The organism is Sphingobium sp. RC1 (assembly GCF_059738765.1).
This window is the reverse complement of sequence record NZ_AP027306.1, coordinates 1,833,587-1,854,391: the sequence shown is the minus strand read 5'-3', so window position 1 is coordinate 1,854,391 and position 20,805 is coordinate 1,833,587. Positions and strand designations below refer to the sequence as shown.

22 protein-coding genes are annotated in these 20,805 nt (G+C 61.9%); 14 read left to right on the top strand and 8 right to left on the bottom strand.

Going from position 1 to position 20,805, the window contains the following annotated elements; all coding sequences use genetic code 11:
- The first annotated feature begins 119 nt into the window (after positions 1-119).
- The 4 genes from AC6JBC_RS09140 to AC6JBC_RS09125 all read left to right on the top strand — a co-directional run bounded on the left by AC6JBC_RS09140 (position 120) and on the right by AC6JBC_RS09125 (position 3,272).
- Positions 120-1,853 (top strand): copper resistance system multicopper oxidase, encoded by a 1,734-nt coding sequence (locus tag AC6JBC_RS09140; RefSeq protein WP_498023908.1) that lies wholly within the window; start codon positions 120-122, stop codon positions 1,851-1,853.
- Complete coding sequence (locus AC6JBC_RS09135) at positions 1,850-2,770, top strand: copper resistance protein B (protein ID WP_498023907.1); 921 nt, start codon at positions 1,850-1,852, stop codon at positions 2,768-2,770. The genes AC6JBC_RS09140 and AC6JBC_RS09135 overlap by 4 nt, the downstream gene beginning before the upstream one ends.
- A gap of 108 nt (positions 2,771-2,878) precedes the next feature.
- Positions 2,879-3,064 (top strand): DUF1328 domain-containing protein, encoded by a 186-nt coding sequence (locus AC6JBC_RS09130; protein ID WP_062120434.1) that lies wholly within the window; start codon positions 2,879-2,881, stop codon positions 3,062-3,064.
- 4 nt (positions 3,065-3,068) lie between these two features.
- Positions 3,069-3,272 carry a DUF5818 domain-containing protein gene (locus AC6JBC_RS09125; RefSeq protein ID WP_498023906.1) on the top strand — a complete coding sequence of 68 codons (204 nt, stop codon included), beginning with the start codon at positions 3,069-3,071 and terminating at the stop codon, positions 3,270-3,272.
- 26 nt (positions 3,273-3,298) lie between these two features.
- Here the strand turns inward: AC6JBC_RS09125 and AC6JBC_RS09120 are convergent, their stop codons facing one another.
- Positions 3,299-3,592: a hypothetical protein gene (locus AC6JBC_RS09120; protein WP_464789007.1), complete on the bottom strand. Its 294-nt coding sequence runs from the start codon at positions 3,590-3,592 to the stop codon at positions 3,299-3,301.
- Between the two features lie 369 nt (positions 3,593-3,961).
- Here AC6JBC_RS09120 and acnA point away from each other — a divergent pair, with 369 nt between their 5' ends.
- The 3 genes from acnA to AC6JBC_RS09105 all read left to right on the top strand — a co-directional run bounded on the left by acnA (position 3,962) and on the right by AC6JBC_RS09105 (position 7,796).
- Positions 3,962-6,631 (top strand): aconitate hydratase AcnA, encoded by a 2,670-nt coding sequence (acnA, locus tag AC6JBC_RS09115; RefSeq protein WP_498023905.1) that lies wholly within the window; start codon positions 3,962-3,964, stop codon positions 6,629-6,631.
- A gap of 133 nt (positions 6,632-6,764) precedes the next feature.
- Positions 6,765-7,022, top strand: a complete 258-nt coding sequence (locus AC6JBC_RS09110; protein WP_464779783.1) for a CBU_0592 family membrane protein — start codon at positions 6,765-6,767, stop codon at positions 7,020-7,022.
- Positions 7,023-7,094: 72 nt separating this feature from the next.
- Complete coding sequence (locus AC6JBC_RS09105) at positions 7,095-7,796, top strand: glutamine amidotransferase (RefSeq protein WP_498023904.1); 702 nt, start codon at positions 7,095-7,097, stop codon at positions 7,794-7,796.
- Positions 7,797-7,812: 16 nt separating this feature from the next.
- Here AC6JBC_RS09105 and AC6JBC_RS09100 read toward each other — a convergent pair whose 3' ends face one another.
- The gene (locus AC6JBC_RS09100; protein ID WP_498023903.1) at positions 7,813-8,469 is read right to left on the bottom strand and encodes a glutathione S-transferase; all 657 of its coding nucleotides are present in this window, start codon (positions 8,467-8,469) and stop codon (positions 7,813-7,815) included.
- Positions 8,470-8,592: 123 nt separating this feature from the next.
- Here AC6JBC_RS09100 and AC6JBC_RS09095 point away from each other — a divergent pair, with 123 nt between their 5' ends.
- Positions 8,593-9,816, top strand: coding sequence for a polyhydroxyalkanoate depolymerase (locus AC6JBC_RS09095; RefSeq protein ID WP_464789002.1), 1,224 nt, complete (start codon positions 8,593-8,595; stop codon positions 9,814-9,816).
- Positions 9,817-9,823: 7 nt separating this feature from the next.
- Here AC6JBC_RS09095 and AC6JBC_RS09090 read toward each other — a convergent pair whose 3' ends face one another.
- The 5 genes from AC6JBC_RS09090 to AC6JBC_RS09070 form a co-directional block, all read right to left on the bottom strand.
- Positions 9,824-10,183 (bottom strand): YbaN family protein, encoded by a 360-nt coding sequence (locus tag AC6JBC_RS09090; protein ID WP_498023902.1) that lies wholly within the window; start codon positions 10,181-10,183, stop codon positions 9,824-9,826.
- Positions 10,183-11,487 (bottom strand): sensor histidine kinase, encoded by a 1,305-nt coding sequence (locus AC6JBC_RS09085; protein WP_498026040.1) that lies wholly within the window; start codon positions 11,485-11,487, stop codon positions 10,183-10,185. Before AC6JBC_RS09085 ends, AC6JBC_RS09090 begins: the two co-directional genes overlap by 1 nt.
- Before the next feature lie 159 nt (positions 11,488-11,646).
- Entirely contained in the window at positions 11,647-12,312 is a 666-nt protein-coding gene (locus AC6JBC_RS09080) for a response regulator transcription factor (RefSeq protein WP_449471888.1), read from the bottom strand.
- Between the two features lie 35 nt (positions 12,313-12,347).
- Positions 12,348-12,659 carry a hypothetical protein gene (locus AC6JBC_RS09075; RefSeq protein WP_498023901.1) on the bottom strand — a complete coding sequence of 104 codons (312 nt, stop codon included), beginning with the start codon at positions 12,657-12,659 and terminating at the stop codon, positions 12,348-12,350.
- 70 nt (positions 12,660-12,729) lie between these two features.
- A complete protein-coding gene (locus AC6JBC_RS09070; protein WP_498023900.1) occupies positions 12,730-13,461 on the bottom strand; it encodes an SIMPL domain-containing protein in 732 nt (243 codons plus the stop codon).
- A gap of 141 nt (positions 13,462-13,602) precedes the next feature.
- Here AC6JBC_RS09070 and AC6JBC_RS09065 point away from each other — a divergent pair, with 141 nt between their 5' ends.
- The 4 genes from AC6JBC_RS09065 to AC6JBC_RS09050 all read left to right on the top strand — a co-directional run bounded on the left by AC6JBC_RS09065 (position 13,603) and on the right by AC6JBC_RS09050 (position 17,429).
- Positions 13,603-15,384 carry an ABC-F family ATP-binding cassette domain-containing protein gene (locus AC6JBC_RS09065; RefSeq protein ID WP_498023899.1) on the top strand — a complete coding sequence of 594 codons (1,782 nt, stop codon included), beginning with the start codon at positions 13,603-13,605 and terminating at the stop codon, positions 15,382-15,384.
- A 26-nt stretch (positions 15,385-15,410) separates the two neighbouring features.
- Complete coding sequence (locus tag AC6JBC_RS09060) at positions 15,411-16,136, top strand: VIT1/CCC1 transporter family protein (protein ID WP_498026039.1); 726 nt, start codon at positions 15,411-15,413, stop codon at positions 16,134-16,136.
- Between the two features lie 40 nt (positions 16,137-16,176).
- Positions 16,177-16,722, top strand: a complete 546-nt coding sequence (locus AC6JBC_RS09055) for a glutathione peroxidase (protein WP_498023898.1) — start codon at positions 16,177-16,179, stop codon at positions 16,720-16,722.
- A 68-nt stretch (positions 16,723-16,790) separates the two neighbouring features.
- Positions 16,791-17,429 (top strand): trimeric intracellular cation channel family protein, encoded by a 639-nt coding sequence (locus AC6JBC_RS09050; protein WP_498023897.1) that lies wholly within the window; start codon positions 16,791-16,793, stop codon positions 17,427-17,429.
- A gap of 79 nt (positions 17,430-17,508) precedes the next feature.
- Here AC6JBC_RS09050 and sppA read toward each other — a convergent pair whose 3' ends face one another.
- Complete coding sequence (gene sppA / locus AC6JBC_RS09045) at positions 17,509-19,392, bottom strand: signal peptide peptidase SppA (RefSeq protein WP_498023896.1); 1,884 nt, start codon at positions 19,390-19,392, stop codon at positions 17,509-17,511.
- A 153-nt stretch (positions 19,393-19,545) separates the two neighbouring features.
- Between sppA and gpmA the strand changes: the two genes are divergently transcribed.
- Positions 19,546-20,232, top strand: a complete 687-nt coding sequence (gene gpmA, locus AC6JBC_RS09040) for a 2,3-diphosphoglycerate-dependent phosphoglycerate mutase (RefSeq protein ID WP_498023895.1) — start codon at positions 19,546-19,548, stop codon at positions 20,230-20,232.
- 81 nt (positions 20,233-20,313) lie between these two features.
- Positions 20,314-20,805: a 5-(carboxyamino)imidazole ribonucleotide mutase gene (gene purE / locus AC6JBC_RS09035; protein ID WP_449471893.1), complete on the top strand. Its 492-nt coding sequence runs from the start codon at positions 20,314-20,316 to the stop codon at positions 20,803-20,805.

Below are 20,805 nucleotides of genomic sequence, written 5' to 3'. Positions count from 1 at the left end.
CCGGTAATATTTGGGTCACGGGATATGGGCGGCTTCCCTGACCTCGCAAGGATGGGCATAAATTTTTGCATGAGGCTATGGAAGGTGCAGCATATCTTTCAGGAAAGGGGGCTGGGATCATGAGCGGCCTTGACCGTCGCGGCGTGATCCGGGGTTTAGGCAGCGTTCTGGCGCTGAGCCCGCTATTTCCTGCCTGGGCGCGAAGCGGCACTCCGGGACTGACGCGGACTTCCGAAGTGTTAAGCGGCGAAGCTATCGCGCTGACCATCGGCGAAGGGCATTTTTCCACGGGCGGACGCTCGGCGCATGCGGTCATGGTCAATGGCATGCTTCCCGCGCCACTCATCCGCCTGAGGGAAGGGCAGAATGTCCGGCTGTCCGTCACTAACAAGTTGAAGGAAGATACGTCGATCCACTGGCATGGGCTGATCGTGCCTTTCCAGATGGACGGCGTGCCGGGCGTAAGCTTCCCCGGCATCCGGCCGGGCGAGACTTTCACCTATGAATTTCCGGTGCGGCAATCAGGCACCTACTGGTATCATAGCCATTCGGGCATGCAGGAGGCGATTGGCCATTATGGTCCGATCGTCATCGATCCAGTTGGCGCCGACCCGGTGCAGGCGGATCGCGAGCATGTGATCGTCCTGTCGGACTGGAGCCCGGTGCACCCGCATGTGCTGCTGAAGCGGCTGAAGCAGATGGGCGGCTATTTCAACATGCAGAAGCAGACGCTGGCCGGGTTGCTGGTGGGTAAGGATCAGACCGCGAAGGAGCGCCTGCAATGGGGCGCGATGCGGATGGACCCGACCGATATATCGGACGTGACAGGATCGACATACAGCTTCCTCGTCAATGGGCATGGCACAGCGGAAAACTGGACCGGCCTTTTCACGCCGGGCGAGAGGGTGCGCCTGCGGATCATCAATGCTTCGGCCATGACCAACTTCAATGTCCGCTTGCCGGGGCTGGCGATGACCGTGGTGCAATGCGACGGCCAGCATGTGCAACCGGTCGAAACGGACGAGTTCCAGATCGGCATCGCGGAAACCTATGATGTCGTCGTTCAGCCCGCCGAGGCCAAGCCCTATGGCCTGGTTGCGGAAGCGATCGACCGGTCGGGCCTGGTCCGCGCTACACTGGCGCCGCGCATGGGCATGGCTGCGGAGGTGCCAGCGCTGAGGGAGCGTCCTCTGTTGGGCATGAAGGATATGGGAATGGACATGTCCGGGATGGACATGGGACATGGCGGCGTCATCGACCTCAGCCAGCCAGCCAATGAAGGCATGACCGGGCATTCCATGAAGATGCGGGACAAGTCCGTTGCGCCGCAGGTCAGCATGGGGCCGGGCGTCGCCACCCTTTCTCCAATGCCTGTGGACCGAACGGCTGATCGTCCGACGGGGCTGGAAAATGTTCCGCACCGGGTGCTGACCTATGCTGACCTCAAATCATTGCATCCGCACAAGGACCGGCGGACGCCATCGCGAACACTGGACATCCATCTCACCGCGAACATGGAACGCTATATGTGGTCCTTCGATGGGGTGAAGCTATCCGACGGGGCCGAGCCTATCTCGTTTCGCCACATGGAGCGGGTGCGCGTGAACCTTATCAACGACACGATGATGCCCCATCCCATCCATCTGCACGGCCATTTCTTTGAACTCGTGACGGGTGCGGACGAACATAGCCCGCTCAAGCATACGGTGAACGTCCTTCCCGGCGGCAAGGTGAGTTTCGACCTGACCGCCGATGCCTTGGGCGACTGGGCATTTCACTGTCACATGCTGATGCACATGCATGCGGGTATGATGCGCGTCGTGACGGTGCGTCATGAGGATGCGGCGGCATGAGGTTCGCCCTCGCGGCGCTGGTGCTGCTTTCTCCCACGCTCTCTGCTCAGGCGCAGCAGATGGATCACGGCAACATGCACCATGACGCCATGGAGCAGGTGCCGCAGGAGGATCATTCGTCTCATTCCGCTGCCGACGCTGAAGCAAGCCATGCCGAGCCTGCTGCCGACCAGGATATTCCTCAAGGAACGCCGCCAGCACCGCCGAGCGGCCATGCCGCCGATGCCTTCTACAGCACGGACGAAATGGCGCGAGCCCGCGCCGCCATGCTCGAGGAAAGCGGCGGCATGCGCTTTTCCAAGCTGATGCTGGACCGGCTGGAATATCGCGCTGGCAAGGGTGGCGACACCTATAATTGGGAAGGCGAGGGCTGGATCGGCGGTGACATCCACCGTCTGGCTTTCAAATCGGAAGGCGAGGGCAAGGCGAGCGGCAGGCTTGAGCATGCGGAGGTGCAGGCGCTCTACAGCCGGGCGATCGATCCCTGGTTCAATCTGGAGGCAGGCGTAAGGCAGGACTTCGGCCCCGATCCCGAACGAACTTATGTGGTGGCCGGGATTGATGGGCTTGCTCCCTACTGGTTTGAGGTGAGCGGTCAGGCGTTCCTGTCGAACAAGGGCGACGGGCATTTGCGGCTGGAGGCAAGCTATGACCAGCGCATCACGCAGTGGCTGATCCTGCAACCGGCGGCGGAAGTGAACTTCGCCGTCCAGGACGTTCCGGAGCTTGGCATAGGATCGGGATTGTCGGACGTCGAATTGGGGCTGCGGCTGCGCTATGAACTCGCCCGCGAGTTTGCGCCTTATGTGGGCGTGAACTGGGAGCGTAAGCTGGGCCAAACGGCCCGCATGACAAGGGCTAACGGGGATGGCGCATCTGTCGCCAGTTTCGTGTTGGGCGTTCGTTTCTGGTTCTGACCGCACGTTTCTGAAGCGAGGGGAATAGATCGCAGCTCTGACGGTTGTGGAACCGGCTAGCGCCGTCATCGGTTTAGGCAATATCTATTTATTGCGAAGGATTACATCATGATCCGTCTTGCCATCATTTCGCTGGTGATCGCTGCGGTGCTGGCCATTCTCGGCTTTGGCGGCGCGGCTGGCACCTTTGTCGGCATTGCAAAGATTCTCTTCTTCCTGGCGATCGCGCTGTTCGTGATCTTCCTGGTTCTGGGCCTGCTGGCTGGAAAAGGGATCAAGAACGCCATAGATTGAGTGCATGATCGAGATGGGCGCTGGAGTTGACGAAACCGGTAGGCTGACGCGAGACGAAGCCGGTTTTCTGCTCCAGCGCGATCTGGGCGGAACTTTCCGCCTGATTTTGCTGCGCGTTCCTGTAGACCATGTGGAAAAGCGAGTTCGCGTGCAGGGCTATTATGCAGGCGATGAAATCGTGGAGGTGGAGGGCGTCGCTGCCATTTGAATGAATTCGTTGGCAGCGATCACGATTCAGGCCGTCAGGGGATCGCCGGGCGGGACAGTCGTGTGAGTCTGTACGAAACGTGCGCAAGCACCCACGCCGCGGTTATTTTCAAGCGGGAGTGCGGTCTCGCAATAGGCGCATTCTGCCATCAGACGGCCGACCATCCATTGGCTTCGGCCACAGCTGGGGCAGTGGTTGGCTTCCCCGACATGATAATGGATGATGTATCCCCTTAGGGCCGGGTCAAATGACTTGCCGGTCACGAGGTTGGAAACTGGGCGCATCGTCTCTTCCTCCTCAGACATATTTTTATCGGTCATCCAGCGAAGAATATCATCGATATTTCAAAACACTGCGATACAACGACTTAAGTCAGAGCGCGCGACCCGCTTTATTTCCTGGTAACCCGCTCCGTCTGCCAGAACGCGATTACACCTCAATGTATCCCGCGTGCACGGACGCCGTCTACAATAAAGATTTGCAGAACGTCCCATTTCGCGCCTTCGCATTGACTTGGCGACGGCAGTCGCTATGGCGGCGGCCATCAAGGGACATACCCGCTTCGGCCATCGGTTGGGGCGCATCCCGCCATCTTGTCGGTCATCATTCGATGTACGGGGCAGGTCCATGGCGGAATGTCGTTATCCTCCTAGTCCCTTGGCCGGGCATTGCGAGGAGACGCACGACTCATGACCGCCATCGGACAGGACACTCTCGGCACGCGCGACACTTTGAAGGTCGGCGGCAAGGACATTGCCTATTATTCACTGAAGAAGGCTGCTGCAAAGCTCGGCGACGTTTCGCGCCTGCCTTTCTCGATGAAGGTGCTGCTGGAAAACCTGCTCCGTTTCGAAGATGGCGTGACCGTCACCACCGACGACATCAAGGCGATTGTCGCGTGGCAGAATGACAAGGGCAAGGCCGAGCGTGAGATCCAGTATCGCCCCGCGCGCGTGCTGATGCAGGACTTCACCGGGGTTCCCTGCGTCGTCGACCTCGCGGCGATGCGCGACGCGATGACCGCACTGGGCGCCGACGCCAGCAAGATCAACCCGCAGGTTCCCGTCCACCTTGTCATCGACCACTCGGTCATGGTCGACGAATTCGGCACGCCCAAGGCGTTCGAGAAGAATGTGGAGATCGAATATCAGCGCAATCTGGAGCGCTATGACTTCCTGAAGTGGGGCAGCAAGAGCCTCGCCAACTTCTACGCCGTGCCGCCGGGCACCGGCATCTGCCATCAGGTGAACCTGGAAAATATCGCGCAGGCCGTCTGGTCGTCGCAGGATGAAAGCGGCGCGACCGTCGCCTATCCCGACACCTGCGTCGGCACCGACAGCCACACCACCATGATCAACGGTCTGGGCGTTCTGGGCTGGGGCGTGGGCGGCATCGAGGCTGAGGCTGCAATGCTGGGCCAGCCGGTCTCCATGCTCATCCCCGAAGTCGTCGGTTTCAAGCTGACCGGCACGCTGAAGGAAGGCGTGACCGCCACTGACCTGGTGCTGACCTGCACCGCCATGCTGCGCCAGAAGGGCGTCGTCGGCCGCTTCGTTGAATATTTCGGCCCCGGCCTTGCCTCGCTGAGCCTCGCCGATCGCGCGACCCTCGCCAACATGGCGCCCGAATATGGCGCGACCTGCGGCTTCTTCGGCATTGACGACAAGACGCTGGATTACATGCGCCTGACCGGCCGCACCGAAGAGAATATCGCGCTGGTCGAAGCCTATGCCAAGGAGCAGGGCTTCTGGATCGACCCCGCCGTCGAACCGGTATTCACCGACACGCTGGAACTGGACCTCGGCACCGTCGTCCCCAGCCTTGCGGGGCCGAAGCGTCCGCAGGACCGCGTCTCGCTGCCCGAAGTCGATGACGTGTTCAACGCCGACATGGCGAACGTCTACAAGAAGGCGCAGCAGCGGGTTCCGGTCGAGGGCAAGGATTTCGACATTGGCGACGGCGACGTCACCATCGCCGCGATCACCAGCTGCACCAACACGTCAAACCCCGGCGTTCTGGTCGCCGCCGGCCTTGTCGCCAAGAAGGCGAACGAGCTGGGCCTGAAGCCCAAGCCCTGGGTCAAGACCTCGCTCGCGCCCGGTTCGCAGGTCGTTACCGATTACCTTGAAAAGGCCGGGCTTCAGTCGCACCTCGACGCCGTCGGCTTCAACCTCGTCGGCTATGGCTGCACCACCTGCATCGGCAACTCGGGTCCGCTCGCTGAGCCGATCAGCAAGGCGATCAACGAAAACGGCCTCGTCGCCGCAGCCGTGATCTCGGGCAACCGCAACTTCGAAGGCCGCGTGTCGCCGGACGTTCGTGCCAACTTCCTCGCCTCGCCGCCGCTGGTTGTGGCCTATGCGCTCAAGGGCACGGTGATCGAGGACTTCATCACCACCCCGATCGGTCAGGGCAAGGACGGTCAGGACGTGTTCCTGAAGGACATCTGGCCGACCAACGACGAAGTCGCCACCACCATGGCGGGCTGCATGGATCGTCCGATGTTCCAGGCGCGCTATGCCGACGTCTACAAGGGCGATGCGCACTGGCAGGCGATCGACGTGACGGGTTCGGCCACGTATAGTTGGCAGGCCGGTTCGACCTATGTCGCCAATCCGCCCTATTTCGAAGGGCTGAGCATGACCCCGGCGCCAGTCACCGACATTGTCGAGGCCAAGCCGCTGGCGATCTTTGGCGACTCGATCACCACCGACCACATTTCCCCGGCCGGTTCGATCAAGGCGACCTCGCCCGCTGGCAAGTGGCTGAGCGAGCATCAGGTCGCGCAGGCTGATTACAACAGCTACGGCGCGCGTCGCGGCCATCATGAAGTGATGATGCGCGGGACCTTTGCCAACATCCGCATCAAGAACCTGATGCTGGACGGCGTTGAAGGCGGCATGACACGCTATGACGGCGAAGTCATGCCGATCTACGACGCGGCGATGAAGCACAAGGCGGACGGCACCTCGCTGGTCGTCATCGGTGGCAAGGAATATGGCACCGGATCGTCGCGCGACTGGGCGGCGAAGGGCACCAACCTGCTCGGCGTCCGCGCCGTGATTGTCGAAAGCTTCGAGCGTATCCACCGCTCGAACCTGGTCGGCATGGGCGTGCTGCCGCTCCAGTTCAAGAATGGCGAGAGCAAGGACACGTTCGGCTTCACTGGCGATGAAACCTTCACCATCCAGAATGTCGCTGGCCTGAAGCCGCGTCAGGATGTGGACGTGATCGTCAAGCGCGCCGATGGCTCGACTTTCACGTTCACCGCGCTCTGCCGGATCGATACCGTCAACGAGCTGGAATATTTCATGAACGGCGGCATCCTCCAGTACGTTCTGCGTAAGCTGGCTGCCTGATCAGCCGGGATAATTGCTAAAGAAGAAGGCTCTCTCCGAAAGGAGGGGGCCTTTTTTTGGTCATCCCTGCGTCCCTTCCCGCGCTGCGTGAAAATTGTTCACGCCTTGCCCAGGTCGCTGATAATGGGTCAGCATGACAATTTTCATCGAACTTGTCGGCTGGCTCGGCGCGCTTCTGGTTCTGGGCGCCTATATCCTCGTTTCGGCTGGACGACTGTCGGGTAGTTCAGCGGTTTTTCAGTGGATGAACGCGCTCGGCGCAGCATTCTTCGTGCTCAACACCTGGTGGCATGGCGCCATCCCTTCCATGGTGCTCAACATCGTCTGGAGCGCTATCGGCTTCACGGCCCTGTGGCGGATCTGGCGCGGCAAGACCGCTGATGGCCGATAGGAGGGTTATCGCATCCTCAAGAAAGGCTGGGGTAGCGGGCGCGCGTTCGATCGATTAGGCATCTCATCAGCAATGAAAAAAGCACTGATCGTCCGTCATGTGCCGCGAGAGGGAGCGGCCGGTTTTCTCCAGCCGATCGAGGCGGCTGGCTATGAGATCGAGCGGATCGATGTCGCCAGCTCCGAATTCGCTCATGTGGATTTGTGTACGCCCGATCTGCTGATCATGATGGGCGGCCCTATGGGCGTTTACGAACACGATAGTCATCCGTGGATTCCGGTTCAGATCGACAAACTCGCCGCACGGCTGGAGCAGGACCTGCCAACGCTTGGCGTCTGCCTGGGCAGCCAGATGATTGCGGCGGCGCTCGGCGCGCGCGTCTATCCGGGTGAGGCGATGGAACTCGGCTTCGCACCTGTCACGCTGAACGGATCGGGCGCGGATTCGCCTTTGCGGCATATTCAGGACGTGCCCGTGCTACACTGGCATAGCGATACGTTCGAGCTGCCGTGCGGCGTCGAACTGCTGGCCTCAACCGATGCGTACGCGCATCAGGCATTCCGCCGGGGCCGCAATCTGCTCGCGCTGCAATTCCATGCCGAGATGGGTGAAGACCCGCGCTTCGAAGATTGGTTGACCCATTTCTGGGCCGATCTGGACATCGCCAAACAGTGTGGCGTGGCCCTGCGGCGCGATCATGATGAACATGGTCCGGGTGCGGTCGCGGCAGGCCGTGCGATGATCGGCGATTGGCTGGCGAAGTTAAGCGGCTGACGGGCTGAGCCGGGATTTAAAATTCGACGTCCAGTTCCTCGACCTCATCCGGCTCTTTCCGGGCATCGTCGATCCACTCGCGCATCAGGTCCCAGTTGTTGACCGTCTCGCAATAGGCGGCTGCGGGGCCTTGCAACGCCACGGCATAGGTCAGGAACCGTTGCACGACGGGCGCAAACATGGCGTCCGCCACGGTGGGGCTGTCGCCAAACAGCCAAGGGCCGCCGTAGGAGCCCAGGCATTCGGTCCAGATCGCCTCGACCCGCTCAATATCCGGCTTGGCGCCTGAAAAGATCGGGAATTTCTTGTGTCGGACTTTCAGGTTCATCGGCAGGGCCGATCGCAGGTTGGCGAAGCCGGAATGGATTTCACCCGATATCGACCGGCAATGGGCGCGTGCGATGCGATCCTTGGGGTACATGCCCACGTTGGGATATAGTTCATGCAGATATTCTGCGATCGCCAGCGTGTCCCAAACGCTCGCGCCTTCATGGGTGAGGCGCGGCACCAGCACGGAAGGCGTCAGCAGCAAGAGTTCAGCGCGGTTTTCCAGATTTTCCAACGCCACCATCTTCTCGGTGACGCGTAGTCCGGCAAGGCGGCAGAGCAGCCAGCCCCGCAGCGACCAAGAGGAATAAATCTTGCTCGATATGGTCAATTCCGCAACGGCCATGACGATCCTCCCGATGTTTATAGTTTTCCATCAAACATGATGCAGCGCAATACGCAAAAATCAGTATAACGAACGGTGGCGGCCGAATCGGCCGGGGGAACATTTTGGGGCGCCGTTCATACTATGACGATGCTGTATAGTGGCTATCAGGCCCTGGAAGACATGCTGGCTCCCGCGCGTTTCGGCGCGGAACTGGCCTTGAATCTGCGCGACAAGATGGGGCCGGTGGCCGATTGGCCGATGCCCCGCCGCATGTTTGCGCTGATGGATGTATTCCAGGGTGCCCGACTCACGCACAAGCGCCCCGCCTATGGCGTCAACGAAGTCCGCAGCGGTAACGCTCTTGTTGCGGTGCGGGAAGAAGTGCTGCTGGACCTGCCCTTCGGCAACCTGCTTCACTTCGCGAAGGATGAGGTGGAAACGGAGCAGCCGCGCGTACTGCTCGTGGCGCCGATGTCAGGCCATTTCTCGACCCTGCTGCGCAGCACCGTGCGGACCCTGCTGCGTGACCATGACGTCTACATAACCGATTGGAAGAATGCGCGCGATGTTCCCTTGTCGGCAGGGTGCTTCGGCTTTGACGACTATGTCGATTATGTCATCACCTTCATGCAGGAGCTTGGCCCGGGCGCGCACATGCTGTCCGTTTGCCAGCCCTGCGTACCGGCCTTTGCCGCCGTCGCGTTGATGGCCGAAGATGGCGATGCCGCGACACCACGATCCATGACGCTGATGGGCGGACCGATCGACCCGCGTGCAGCGCCCACTGTCGTGAACGAACTGTCCAACGAGCGGCCGATCGAGTGGTTCGAACGGCAACTCATCACTTCCGTCCCGATGCGTTATCGCGGTGCCGGGCGACGGGTCTATCCGGGCTTCCTGCAACTGTCCGCCTTCCTGTCGATGAACCTGGAACGCCACGGTGCCCAACATCGCGAGCTTTATCAGTTGCTGGCGGATGGGAAGGAAGAAGAGGCAGAGAAGATCAAGGATTTCTATCAGGAATATTTCTCGGTTCTGGACATGACCGCCGAATTTTACCTGGAGACGGTAGAGCGCGTGTTTCAGCGCACCCTGCTCGCGAAAGGCGAACTCAAGCATCGTGGGCGGCTCGTCAATCCCGGCGCTATTCGCAAGACCGCCCTGCTGACGGTCGAAGGGGAAAAGGACGATATCTGCGCGGTCGGGCAAACGGCGGCGGCGCACGCGCTTTGCACGGGATTGCGACCTCACCTGAAGCGGCATCACCTGCAAATCGGCGCCGGTCATTATGGCGTGTTTTCCGGTAGCAAGTGGGAGAAGGAAGTTTTCCCGCAGGTCCGCAACATGATCCTGGCGATGAACTGACCGAGGGTTAAGCGCCGCCCTCCGGTCGGGACCATATCCATGTTCCCCCAATAAGCGCGGCCGTCACCGGAATCAGGAACCAAGGGAAAGGCGCCAGGAACAGCGCCAGCACTGCGCTGAACATGAAAGCCGTCAGCGCCGCCTGCTTTCCCCGGCGGCTGATCGCGCCCTTGTCGCGCCAGCGTCGGATATGCGGACCGAAATGCCGATGATCGAGCAGCCTGGCTTCCAGTGCCGGGCTTGACCGGGCGAAGCAGAATGCCGCCAATATCATGAATGGCACGGTCGGGAGCAGGGGAAGGACAATGCCCAGGGCGCCAAGGCCCAGCGACATAAAGCCGACGGCAAGATAAAGTACCCGCCTCATCAGGCGGCGGGCAGTCGCAGCCGTACCATCAGCCCGCCCAGATCTTCACTTTCCTCCATCGCTACCGATCCGCCGTAGATTTCCGCCACGTCGCGTACGATGGCCAGGCCAAGGCCAGTGCCGGGCTTTCCGGAATCCAGTCGGACGCCACGGTCGAATATGCGGGTCCGTTCCTCCTGCGGGATACCCAGGCCGTCATCTTCGACCAATATCTCGACCATGGTTCCGGCGCGGCCAACTGTGGCGAACACGCTGCCGCCACCATATTTCGCCGCATTTTCGATAAGGTTGCCCAGCATCTCGTCCAGGTCCTGACGCTCCACCCTGGCGGCAACCTCCTTGTCGCCATCCATGTCGATCCGCGCTTCGGGATAGAGGCGTTGGACGGCGCGCTCGACCGCTTGCAGGCTTGTCCATACTTCCGCCCGGCTCTGCGCCGCGCCACGCCGCCCAACCGCGCGGGCGCGCGCCAGATGGTGATCGACCTGCCTGCGCATCGTCGTCGCTTCCCGAATGACGGTTTCCCCAAGGTCCGCCGATTGTGCGGTCGCGGCGTTCATGATGACGGTCAACGGCGTTTTCAGCGCGTGGGCAAGATTGCCCGCATGGGTTCGGGCCTCCTCCGCCTGGCGCTCATTATGAGCGAGAAGGGCGTTCAGTTCCTCGACCATGGGTAGCACTTCGGACGGCATCGGTTCGGTGACGCGGCTCTTTTCGCCCGCCCGCATCCTCACGATTTCCTTGCGCACCCGGCGCAGGGGGCGCAGCCCGTAGAGGGTCTGGAGCGTCGTAAGGACGATGAGACCGAGCGCGAGAAGGGCGAAGCTCTGGGTCAGCGTGGATCGCAACGTGGTGATCTGGTCGTCCAGCCCGGCACGGGCGGCCGCGACCATGAACATCCAGCGCGTATCCGAACCGGGCAGAACGATGGTTCGCTCCATGATCCGCAAGTCTTCGCCCGGAAACTGCTTGCTGTCATAGGCGTGGAAGCTGCGATCATCATGCTCGGGCAACACCCTCAGTGCCCGGTCCCATAGTGATCGCGATCGCCAATCCTCATGCCCCTTGGCGCTGATCTGGTAATAAAGGCCGCTATTGGGTTCCAGAAAGCGCTGATCGGCAAGCGGACGGTTGAACAGCACTTCGCCATCCGGCCCGATCTCGGCCGAAGCAATCATCGCCGTCAGCACATAGTTGAGCCCATCGTCGAAATTGCGTGTGATCGCCTGTGACAGCACGCGGTCGAGTGCCAATCCGCCGCCAAGCAGCAGGATGCTGACCCACAGCGCCGCGATACCGATCATGCGCCGACTGAGCGACCCGGTCGAATGGACCGTGGGAGGGGAGGCTGGACTGGTCATTACAGCTGTCTGATGCCCACTCCGTTCGCCCGGGCTTGCCGAAGATTGTCCCGGCAGAAAGGGGGGCCTTGGCGGAACCAGCCCGGGGCAGAATTTGAGACCTTAGCGGGCGGGCTCGTCCAGGCTGTAGCCAAGACCGCGTATCGTCGTGATGACGTCCGCGCCCAGCTTCTTGCGGATGCGGGTGACGAATACTTCGATCGTGTTGGAATCGCGATCGAAATCCTGATCGTAGATATGTTCGATCAACTCGGTGCGGCTCACCACCTTGCCCTTGTGGTGGAGGAGGTAGGACAGCAGCTTATATTCCTGCGCGGTTAGCTTCACCGGCTCGCCCTTCAACGTGACCTTGCCCGAACGGGTGTCCAGCCGGACGTCGCCCGCGATCAGTTCGCTCGACGCATTGCCCGAGGCGCGACGGATAAGGGCGCGCAACCGCGCGATCAGCTCCTCGCTCTGAAACGGCTTTGCCAGATAATCGTCCGCGCCAGCGTCCAGCCCGGCGACCTTGTCGGACCAGCTGTCCCGCGCCGTCAGCACCAGCACCGGGAAGCTTCGCCCCTCCTTGCGCCAGCGGTCCAGCACCGTCAGCCCGTCGATCGTGGGCAAGCCAAGGTCCAGGACCACGGCATCATAGCTTTCCGTCGTGCCTAGAAAGTGTCCATCCTCGCCATCGGTCGCAAGATCGACGGCATAGCCAGCGCCCTCCAGCGTGTTGCGGAGCTGTTGCCCAAGGCTTGGTTCATCTTCGACGATCAGCAGACGCATATGGCTCCGTTTCTTCTATTATGCCTTTTGGCGCGTCAGTGCGCCCAGCCGGTTATATCGCCCGTGCGGCCATCCGCATCAACCCAAACCACCTTGCCGTCCTTCACATATTTCAGGCGATAGCGGTTGGAGGCTTGATTGAATTCCGCGCCAAGGTAGGTCGCTCCCCCCATCGCGGCATCTACGCGCCGTTTGATGAGGGAAAATGGCATGGTCTGCCCATCCAGCATCGCCCGGCGCGCCGCGTCCTGTTCGCCACGCTGACCGGCCTCTGCATAGGAGGGCGTGGCCACCATCGCGGCGATGGCGGCCAGACCGGCAATCAGGCTGCTATGCTTCATCGTCATGTGGCATGCCATAGGCGATAAGCATTGAACAGGTGGTGAATGGTGGCGTCAGCGCGGTGACAGGTGCCGGTCAGCGTTCTAGCGCATATTGGACGGTCAGCGTCACCGACGATCCGACCTGGCCCGGTTCCACCGGCGTCGCCTCCGCCGCATCGGCCTTGAAGCGAGCAGTCATCATCGGCATCGGCGGACGGCCGCCGCTATTGCTCTCCGCGATGGAGACAAGCCGCGCGGTACGGTAGCCCGCCGCCTGCGCATAGAAATCCGCCTGCGCCTTGGCGCTCTTCAACGCAGCCCCGCGCGCCTGGACCAGCATGGGGGTCGGGTCCTCGATAGAGAAGGACGGGCCATTGACGTTGGTCGCGCCCGCCTCGACCAGCGTGTCGAGCAATTGCCCCGTCTTCTTGATATCGCGCAGCTTGATCGTGAGCTGGTTCGACGCTTCATAACCAATGAAACGAGGTCCGGCAGGCTCTCTGTTCTGATTGCTATAGTCATATTGAGCGCTGAGATTAATGCCGCTCGTCTGAATGTCCTTCTTTGGAATCCCGGCCTTGGCAAGGGTGGCGATCAGCCGATCCATCTTCACCGCATTCTCGCGCATAGCCTGCGCGGCTGTGGGCGCGCGCGTTTGAACCCCCGTGCCGACCACGACCTGATCCGGCGCCGCCTCGACCGTCTCGGTTACGTTGAGCGTCACGACAGGAGCGGTTTCGGCGATGGTCACGTTGGTCTGCGCGACCGCCATGGCAGGAATCGACACAGCAGCGGCGGCGGCCATCAGGGCCAGGGCGGACTTCATGAGCGTATCTCCTTGAAAAGCGATGCAGCCCGTTTGTAACGGCTGCGATGAATGGACGCTGACAGGCGTTGAAAGCCGTCAGACAGCATCCGGTTCCACGCACTCTTGCCCCAGCGCGCCGGAAGTCCTAGCTGCACGGCCATGGCCGCACCTATATTCTCCTTCGAAAATCTTGGTCTCAGCCAAGGAAGCCATTGGCTGTTCCGTCACCTCGACATTTTTGTCGGCGATCGTGACCGGCTGGCGCTGATCGGCCGCAATGGCGCGGGCAAGACCACGTTGTTGAAGCTGATCGCCGCGCAGATCGAGCCTGACGAAGGGACGCGGTCGGTTCGTCCGGGCGCGCGCGTCATCATGCTGGAGCAGGACCCTGACGTCAGCAGCTTCGCCACCCTGCACGATTTCGCGCTGGCGGGCGAATATGCGCCCCCCGCGCATGAGGTGGAGGCGATCGCCAGTCAGCTGGGCATCGACCTGTCGCGCGAGGCCGCGACCGCCAGCGGGGGCGAGCGACGCCGCGCCGCCATTGCCCGTGCGCTGGCGAGCGAGCCGGACCTGTTGTTGCTGGACGAGCCGACCAACCATCTCGACATCGACGCCATCGACTGGCTGGAAAGCTGGCTTGCCCGCTATTCCGGCGCTTTCATCGTCATCAGCCATGATCGCGCTTTCCTGACACGCCTGACGCGACAGACCCTGTGGCTGGATCGCGGGTCGATCCGCCGCAACGAGATCGGCTTTGGCGGCTTTGAGGATTGGATGGAGGCCGTCTATGCGGAGGAAAGCCGAGCCGCCGAAAAGCTCGACGCCAAGCTGAAGATCGAGGCGCACTGGCTGGAACGCGGGGTCACCGCCCGGCGCAAGCGCAATCAGGGGCGGCTCGCAAAGCTTTGGGAAATGCGGGCGCAACGTGCCGCGATGGTCGGCCCTCAAGGCGTCGCGAAGATCGCCGTCGCTGCCGACGACAGTAAGACGAAGAGCGTCATCACCGCCGAACATGTGACAAAGAATTTCGGTGACCGTACCGTCATCAAGGACTTCTCCCTACGCATCCAGCGCGGCGACCGCATCGGCATCGTCGGCGGCAACGGCGCTGGCAAGACGACGCTCCTGAAACTCCTGACTGGCGAACTGGCGCCCGACATCGGCGTGGTCAAACAGGCCAAGTCGCTCGACATGATCTTCATCGATCAGCAGCGCAGCTTGATGCAGCCCGACAAGCGCGTCCGCGACGTGCTGGCGGAAGGCGGCGACTGGATCGACGTGCGCGGGGTCCGCAAGCATGTTCACGGTTATCTCAAGGAATTTCTCTTCGACCCCTCGCTGGCCGAGGCGCGCGTGGGCACGCTGTCTGGTGGTGAGCGTTCACGCCTGCTCTTTGCTCGTGAGTTCGCCCGCGAATCGAACCTGCTGGTGCTCGACGAGCCGACCAACGACCTGGATCTCGAAACGCTCGACCTGTTGCAGGAAGTGATAGCCGACTATGACGGCACGGTGCTGATCGTCAGCCATGACCGCGACTTTCTGGATCGCACGGTGACGGTGACGCTTGGTCTGGACGGTTCGGGACAGGTCGATGTGATCGTCGGCGGTTATGCGGACTGGGTCGCCAAGCGTCAGCCGAATAACCCGCCCCGGACGGAGAAGAAGGCTGCCGCCGTTCCGCCCCCGCCAAAATCCGCGTCGACCAAGCTTAGCTACAAGGATCAGCGGGATCTCGACTTGCTCCCCAAAACCATCGAAAAGCTGGAACAGGACATCGTTCGCGATGAGGAGGCTTTGGCCGACCCATCGCTCTACACTCGCGATCCCAAGCGGTTCGCGGCGCTGACAAAGGCGATTGAACAGGCACGTGCCGATAAGGATTCGGCCGAGGAACGCTGGCTGGAACTCGCGGAAAAGGCCGAGGGACTGAACGGCTGAACGAAGGGGCTAATGGAATGGCGGCTATGAATGGACCAGCTTCTGGCGCTCTTGACCAGGCGCGTTCGCATCATGCCCTTCATTATGTCAACCGCGTCGGCTGGCTGCGCGCTGCGGTTCTCGGCGCGAATGACGGCATCGTGTCGACCGCCAGCCTGCTTGCGGGTATCGCGGCGTCGGGCGCGTCGCGCGAAACCATCCTGCTGTCGGGCATAGCCGCGCTGTTTGCTGGCGCCATGTCGATGGCGGCGGGAGAATATGTGTCCGTCAGCGCGCAATCGGATACGGAACGGGCCGATCTCGCCAAGGAGAAACATGCGATTGCTCAGCAGCCGGATGTGGAATGGCAGGAGCTGCGCGGCATCTATATCGAGCGGGGCCTCACCCCCGAACTGGCTGGGGAAGTCGCGCGACAATTGATGGATGCTGATGCGCTTGCCGCCCACGCCCGCGACGAACTCGGCATTTCGGATATCAGCACGGCGCGGCCGGTTCAGGCGGCACTGACTTCGGCAGCGACCTTTTCTGTCGGTGCGATCGCTCCGGTCATCGCGGCAGCGCTCAGCCCTGCGCCCCACGCGCTGGCGAGCGTCGTCGTGACCTCGCTAATCTGTCTCGCCCTGCTGGGCTATGCGGGCGCGCGGCTGGGTGGAGGCAAGTTAGGTCGGTCGGTCGGCCGAGTGCTGTTCTGGGGCGTGCTCGCAATGGCGATCACGGCAGGTGCAGGCAGGCTTTTCGGCGCGGCGATATGATGGCAAGGTCCGCGCCATCCGGATTCTCAAGGAGATGACCATGACTGCGATCCAGCAAATTCCGCTCAAGACCATCAAGGGCACTGATGCCAGCCTCGCCAATTATGCGGGGAAGGTCGTGCTGGCGGTCAATGTCGCCTCCAAATGCGGCCTGACCCCGCAATATGAAGGGCTGGAAAAGCTCTACCGCGATTATAAGGACAAGGGGTTGGTGGTCGCTGGCTTCCCCGCCAATGACTTTGCTGGTCAGGAACCGGGCAGCAATGACGAGATCGTGGAATTCTGCACCACCAATTTCGGTGTCGATTTCCCAATGTTCGAAAAGATCGTAGTGACCGGCCCGGAAAAGCATCCGCTCTACGCCGCCCTGACCAGCGAACAGCCGAAGGCTGCGGGTGAAGGCGATGAATTTCGCGAAAAGCTTCGCGGCTATGGCATGACGCCGACTGAAGAGCCCGAAGTGCTGTGGAACTTCGAAAAGTTCCTGATTGCCAAGGACGGCTCGGTCGCGGCGCGCTTTGCACCCGGCACGACGCCTGATGATCCGGCGCTGGTGTCGGCGATTGAGGCTGAACTGGCGAAATAAGGGACGGGCATCGGGGTCGGCGCTGTTCACGGCGCCGGTTCCGATGTTTCGCCGTTGCTGATCGCCTCATGCTTTCGCCCGCCACCGCCTTTCAACAGATCGGCCCGGTGCTGGAAACGCTCAGCATCGTCGGGATCTTCGTGTTTGCGGCGTCTGGGGCGCTGGCGGCGGCTCGGCTGGGACAAACGCTGGTCACCTTTGCGTTTTTCGCGCTGGTGACCGGGGTAGGGGGCGGCACCCTTCGCGACCTGTTGATCGGCGCACCGGTTTTCTGGGTGCATGATCCGGTTCCGGCAATCACATGCATGGTCGCGGCGCTCCTGATCTGGTTCACGCCGCGCCGCTTGTGGAGCGATCGCGCGCTTGATTGGCTCGACGCCATCGGCCTCGCCTCCTTTGCCGTGTTCGGAGCCGCCAAGGCGATGAGCTATGGCATTCCGCCCTTCGTTGCCGCCCTGATGGGCGTGGTCACCGGCTGTGTCGGCGGTATCTTGCGCGATCTGCTCGCTCATGAGCCGTCTATATTGTTGCGCCCCGAACTTTATGTAACCGCAGCGGCCCTCGCTTCCGGCTTGTTCGTCATGCTGCGCTGGTGGGGGCTGGACGTGCCGGTAGCGGGCATCGTCGCTGCGCTGCTAGGCTTCCTGTTGCGTGCCTTCGCGATCTGGCGAAGCATTGGCCTCCCCACCTACAAAGCCGACCGTTAACAGTTCAGAACGCCTAAATCCTCCCGATCGCAGATGGGGAGGGGGACCGCCGCAGACGGCGGAGGGGAAAAGCGCTACATCACCGCCACAGGCTGGCAAGCATCCCCATCAGGCCATGCTCATCGGCGGCACTCACCCGCCGCGGCGCGCCATAGCCACGGCATTCCAGACAATCCGCACGCACACCCGCGCCATTGATCAGTCCACGCACATCCTCGACCGCCTGCATGGCCCACCGCCGCTGAATCATCGCCTGCCTGCTCAACATGTCGCGGGGAGCATCCACATCCTCATCGTCACGTTCTGACATCGACTTGATGAGCTCGGCGAACTTGTCGGGCTCCTTCTCGATACGGTAAACCTTCGCCTTGGCAGGATCGATCTTGGCCATCTTCGCCGCTTCGGCGACGGCTTCCTCCAGCCCGCCGAAGCGATCGACCAGCCCAATCTGCCGCGCCGTGCCGCCGTCCCACACGCGGCCTTGAGCAATGGCGTCGATCTGCTGAGGCGACTTGCGCCGTGAATGCGCGACCAACCCGACGAAGCGGCCATAGATATCCTCGATACCCATCTGCATGATGCGATCGAATTCAGGCGTGGTGCCCCCCGCGATGTCGGGTTGCCCTGACAGCGGCGTGGTCCGCACACCATCGGTCGTGATGCCGAGCTTCGCCAACGTCCCTTCAAAGCTCGGCAATATCCCGAACACGCCGATGGAGCCGGTGATCGTGTCCGGTTCCGCAAAGATCAGGTCGGCGGGCGTCGAAATCCAATAACCGCCGCTCGCCGCGACATTGCCCATCGACACGACGATGGGCAGGCCTTCGCGCTTGGCTTCCATGATGGCCTGCCGAATCTTTTCCGACGCCATGACCGAACCGCCGGGGGAATCGACCCGGACGACCAGCGCCTTCAGGTCCTTTTCCGACAGCGCCTTGTAGAGAAGAGCCGAAATCGTATCACCGGCGGCGCTGCCCGGCCCACCATCTCCATCGACGATGTCGCCCGCCACGGTGATCACGCCGATCTGGCCATCATTGGGCGCGCGGTGTGCCTTCGCATAGCTTCGGAGGTCGATGCTGGCAAAATCACCCACGCGATCGTCGGCAGGTTCGCCCGCCACCTCCGCGACGCGTTTGCCAAAGGCTGCTTCGTCGCCCAGTCGATCGACAAGCCCAGCACTCTGCGCCGCCTTGGCGAGATTGCCGCGCGCAGCTTCCGCCGCACCTGCCGGGTTCGAAACATAGGCGGCCAGATTCGCGCGCGGCCGTGCCTTGCCGACTTCCTCCTGCCAATCCTGCCACAATGAATCGGCCAGCGCTTGATTGGCCTGGCGCGCTTCAGGCGATTGATCCGTCCGGATGAAGGGTTCGACAAAGCTCTTGTATGTGCCGACGCGGTAGACATGCGTGTTAACGCCCAGCTTGTCGATCAATCCCTTGTAATAAAGGCCCGATCCGCCGCGCCCAAGGATTGCTACACCGCCAAGAGGATCGACCCATGTCTCGCTGGCATGGGCGGCCAGCTGATAGCTATCGTCACTATAGATTGTGGCAAAGGCGAAGACCGGCTTCTTCGCCGCCCGAACGGCGTCCAGCGCCTTGCCCACGCGGGAAAGCGCGACCTGACCGCCGCCCAGGAACCCGTCGAGGTTCAGCACTACCGCCTTGACCTTGCCATCTGACTTGGCCGCTTCCAGCGCGTCCACGATCTCGGAAAGGCGATATTCCTTCGTCTGTGGCCCGGACGATGTCAGCAGCGAGAACGGGTCTGCCTCCGCCGGTTGTTCGACAATGGTGCCGTCCAGCTTCAGCAGCAGCGCGCCACTGCTTACGCTGCGCGCGGGTTTGGGCGACCATGACAGCGCGGCATAAAGCAGGCCGAAAAAGCCAAGCAGGAACAGCAGGACCAGCCCGTCCTTGACCGCCACCAATATGCGCCAGACGCCCTTCACAAATGCCAAATTGCCGCTTCCTTATGCTTGCTTGCCCGAGCTATCCGATCGTCCGGCCGACTGCAATGTGGGACGCTCCGCCCGGCGCACAAGCTTGCGCCCGTCATTTCCGGCGTTATGGGAAGCGCCAACATTCGCGCTTATGTGCAGGAGAAGCGTTTCATGCCCACACTCGTTCTGATCCGTCATGGCCAATCGGCCTGGAACCTGGAAAATCGCTTCACCGGCTGGTGGGACGTGGACCTGACGGAAAAGGGCGTCGAGGAAGCACGGGCCGCTGGCCAGCTGATGTCGGCAAAGGGGCTGGACTTCGACCGCTGCTTCACCTCGGTCCAGACCCGGGCGATCAAGACGCTGAACCTTGCTCTTGAGGAAATGGGTCGCCTCTGGTTGCCGGTCGAAAAGGACTGGCGCCTCAATGAACGTCATTATGGCGGCCTCACGGGCCTCAACAAGGCAGAGACCGCTGCCAAGCATGGCGACGCACAGGTGAAGGTCTGGCGCCGCAGCTTCGACATTCCGCCGCCGGTGCTGGAGCCGGGCGGCGAGTTCGACCTGTCGAAGGACCGTCGCTATGACGGCATCGCCATCCCCTCGACGGAGTCGCTCAAGGACACCATCGCCCGCGTGCTGCCCTATTGGGAAAGCCGCATCGTTCCGGAACTGAAGGCGGGCAAGCGCGTCCTCATCTCCGCCCACGGCAACTCACTGCGTGCGCTGGTGAAGCATCTGTCGGGCATTCCGGACGATGAGATCACGGAACTGGAAATCCCGACCGGCCAGCCGATCGTCTATGAACTTGCCGACGATCTTACGGCAAAGGACCGCTATTATCTGTCCGAGCGTTAAGTCCGCAAATCCCGCATTGCCCCTTGCCGGTCGTCCGGCTAAGGGGCTTTGCTTTCCGCGCCATCAGGGGAAGTCAGGCGAATGACCGGAGAGAGCGCCGCTACCGTCGGCATTATCATGGGATCGCGATCCGATTGGGAAACCATGCGCCATGCGGCCGAGACGCTGAGCGCGCTTGGCGTCCCGCACGAATGCAAGGTCGTGTCCGCTCACCGCACGCCGCAACGCCTTTATGACTATGCGACCGGCGCGGTTTCCCGTGGTCTGAAGGTGATCATCGCGGGGGCAGGGGGCGCGGCTCACCTTCCCGGCATGACCGCGTCGATGACCCGTCTTCCGGTCCTTGGCGTACCCGTGGAGTCAAAGGCGCTGAAGGGCATGGATTCCCTCCTTTCCATCGTCCAGATGCCCGGCGGCATCCCCGTCGGAACGCTAGCGATCGGCAAGCCCGGCGCGATCAATGCGGCGCTGCTGGCGGCTTCTATCCTCGCCACCACCGACGACGCGCTGGCCGAGCGGCTGGACATGTGGCGCGAAAAGCAGACCGACGATGTCGCGGAGACGCCAGAATAA

What these genes read in the sequence shown, in the direction of transcription:
- AC6JBC_RS09140 (WP_498023908.1), top strand. Translation starts at nt 120, where the DNA reads ATGAGCGGCCTTGACCGTCGCGGCGTGATCCGGGGTTTAGGCAGCGTT.
- AC6JBC_RS09135 (WP_498023907.1), top strand. Translation starts at nt 1,850, where the DNA reads ATGAGGTTCGCCCTCGCGGCGCTGGTGCTGCTTTCTCCCACGCTCTCT.
- AC6JBC_RS09130 (WP_062120434.1), top strand. Translation starts at nt 2,879, where the DNA reads ATGATCCGTCTTGCCATCATTTCGCTGGTGATCGCTGCGGTGCTGGCC.
- AC6JBC_RS09125 (WP_498023906.1), top strand. Translation starts at nt 3,069, where the DNA reads ATGATCGAGATGGGCGCTGGAGTTGACGAAACCGGTAGGCTGACGCGA.
- AC6JBC_RS09120 (WP_464789007.1), bottom strand. Translation starts at nt 3,592, where the DNA reads ATGACCGATAAAAATATGTCTGAGGAGGAAGAGACGATGCGCCCAGTT.
- acnA (WP_498023905.1), top strand. Translation starts at nt 3,962, where the DNA reads ATGACCGCCATCGGACAGGACACTCTCGGCACGCGCGACACTTTGAAG.
- AC6JBC_RS09110 (WP_464779783.1), top strand. Translation starts at nt 6,765, where the DNA reads ATGACAATTTTCATCGAACTTGTCGGCTGGCTCGGCGCGCTTCTGGTT.
- AC6JBC_RS09105 (WP_498023904.1), top strand. Translation starts at nt 7,095, where the DNA reads ATGAAAAAAGCACTGATCGTCCGTCATGTGCCGCGAGAGGGAGCGGCC.
- AC6JBC_RS09100 (WP_498023903.1), bottom strand. Translation starts at nt 8,469, where the DNA reads ATGGCCGTTGCGGAATTGACCATATCGAGCAAGATTTATTCCTCTTGG.
- AC6JBC_RS09095 (WP_464789002.1), top strand. Translation starts at nt 8,593, where the DNA reads ATGACGATGCTGTATAGTGGCTATCAGGCCCTGGAAGACATGCTGGCT.
- AC6JBC_RS09090 (WP_498023902.1), bottom strand. Translation starts at nt 10,183, where the DNA reads ATGAGGCGGGTACTTTATCTTGCCGTCGGCTTTATGTCGCTGGGCCTT.
- AC6JBC_RS09085 (WP_498026040.1), bottom strand. Translation starts at nt 11,487, where the DNA reads ATGATCGGTATCGCGGCGCTGTGGGTCAGCATCCTGCTGCTTGGCGGC.
- AC6JBC_RS09080 (WP_449471888.1), bottom strand. Translation starts at nt 12,312, where the DNA reads ATGCGTCTGCTGATCGTCGAAGATGAACCAAGCCTTGGGCAACAGCTC.
- AC6JBC_RS09075 (WP_498023901.1), bottom strand. Translation starts at nt 12,659, where the DNA reads ATGACGATGAAGCATAGCAGCCTGATTGCCGGTCTGGCCGCCATCGCC.
- AC6JBC_RS09070 (WP_498023900.1), bottom strand. Translation starts at nt 13,461, where the DNA reads ATGAAGTCCGCCCTGGCCCTGATGGCCGCCGCCGCTGCTGTGTCGATT.
- AC6JBC_RS09065 (WP_498023899.1), top strand. Translation starts at nt 13,603, where the DNA reads ATGGCCGCACCTATATTCTCCTTCGAAAATCTTGGTCTCAGCCAAGGA.
- AC6JBC_RS09060 (WP_498026039.1), top strand. Translation starts at nt 15,411, where the DNA reads ATGAATGGACCAGCTTCTGGCGCTCTTGACCAGGCGCGTTCGCATCAT.
- AC6JBC_RS09055 (WP_498023898.1), top strand. Translation starts at nt 16,177, where the DNA reads ATGACTGCGATCCAGCAAATTCCGCTCAAGACCATCAAGGGCACTGAT.
- AC6JBC_RS09050 (WP_498023897.1), top strand. Translation starts at nt 16,791, where the DNA reads ATGCTTTCGCCCGCCACCGCCTTTCAACAGATCGGCCCGGTGCTGGAA.
- gpmA (WP_498023895.1), top strand. Translation starts at nt 19,546, where the DNA reads ATGCCCACACTCGTTCTGATCCGTCATGGCCAATCGGCCTGGAACCTG.
- purE (WP_449471893.1), top strand. Translation starts at nt 20,314, where the DNA reads ATGACCGGAGAGAGCGCCGCTACCGTCGGCATTATCATGGGATCGCGA.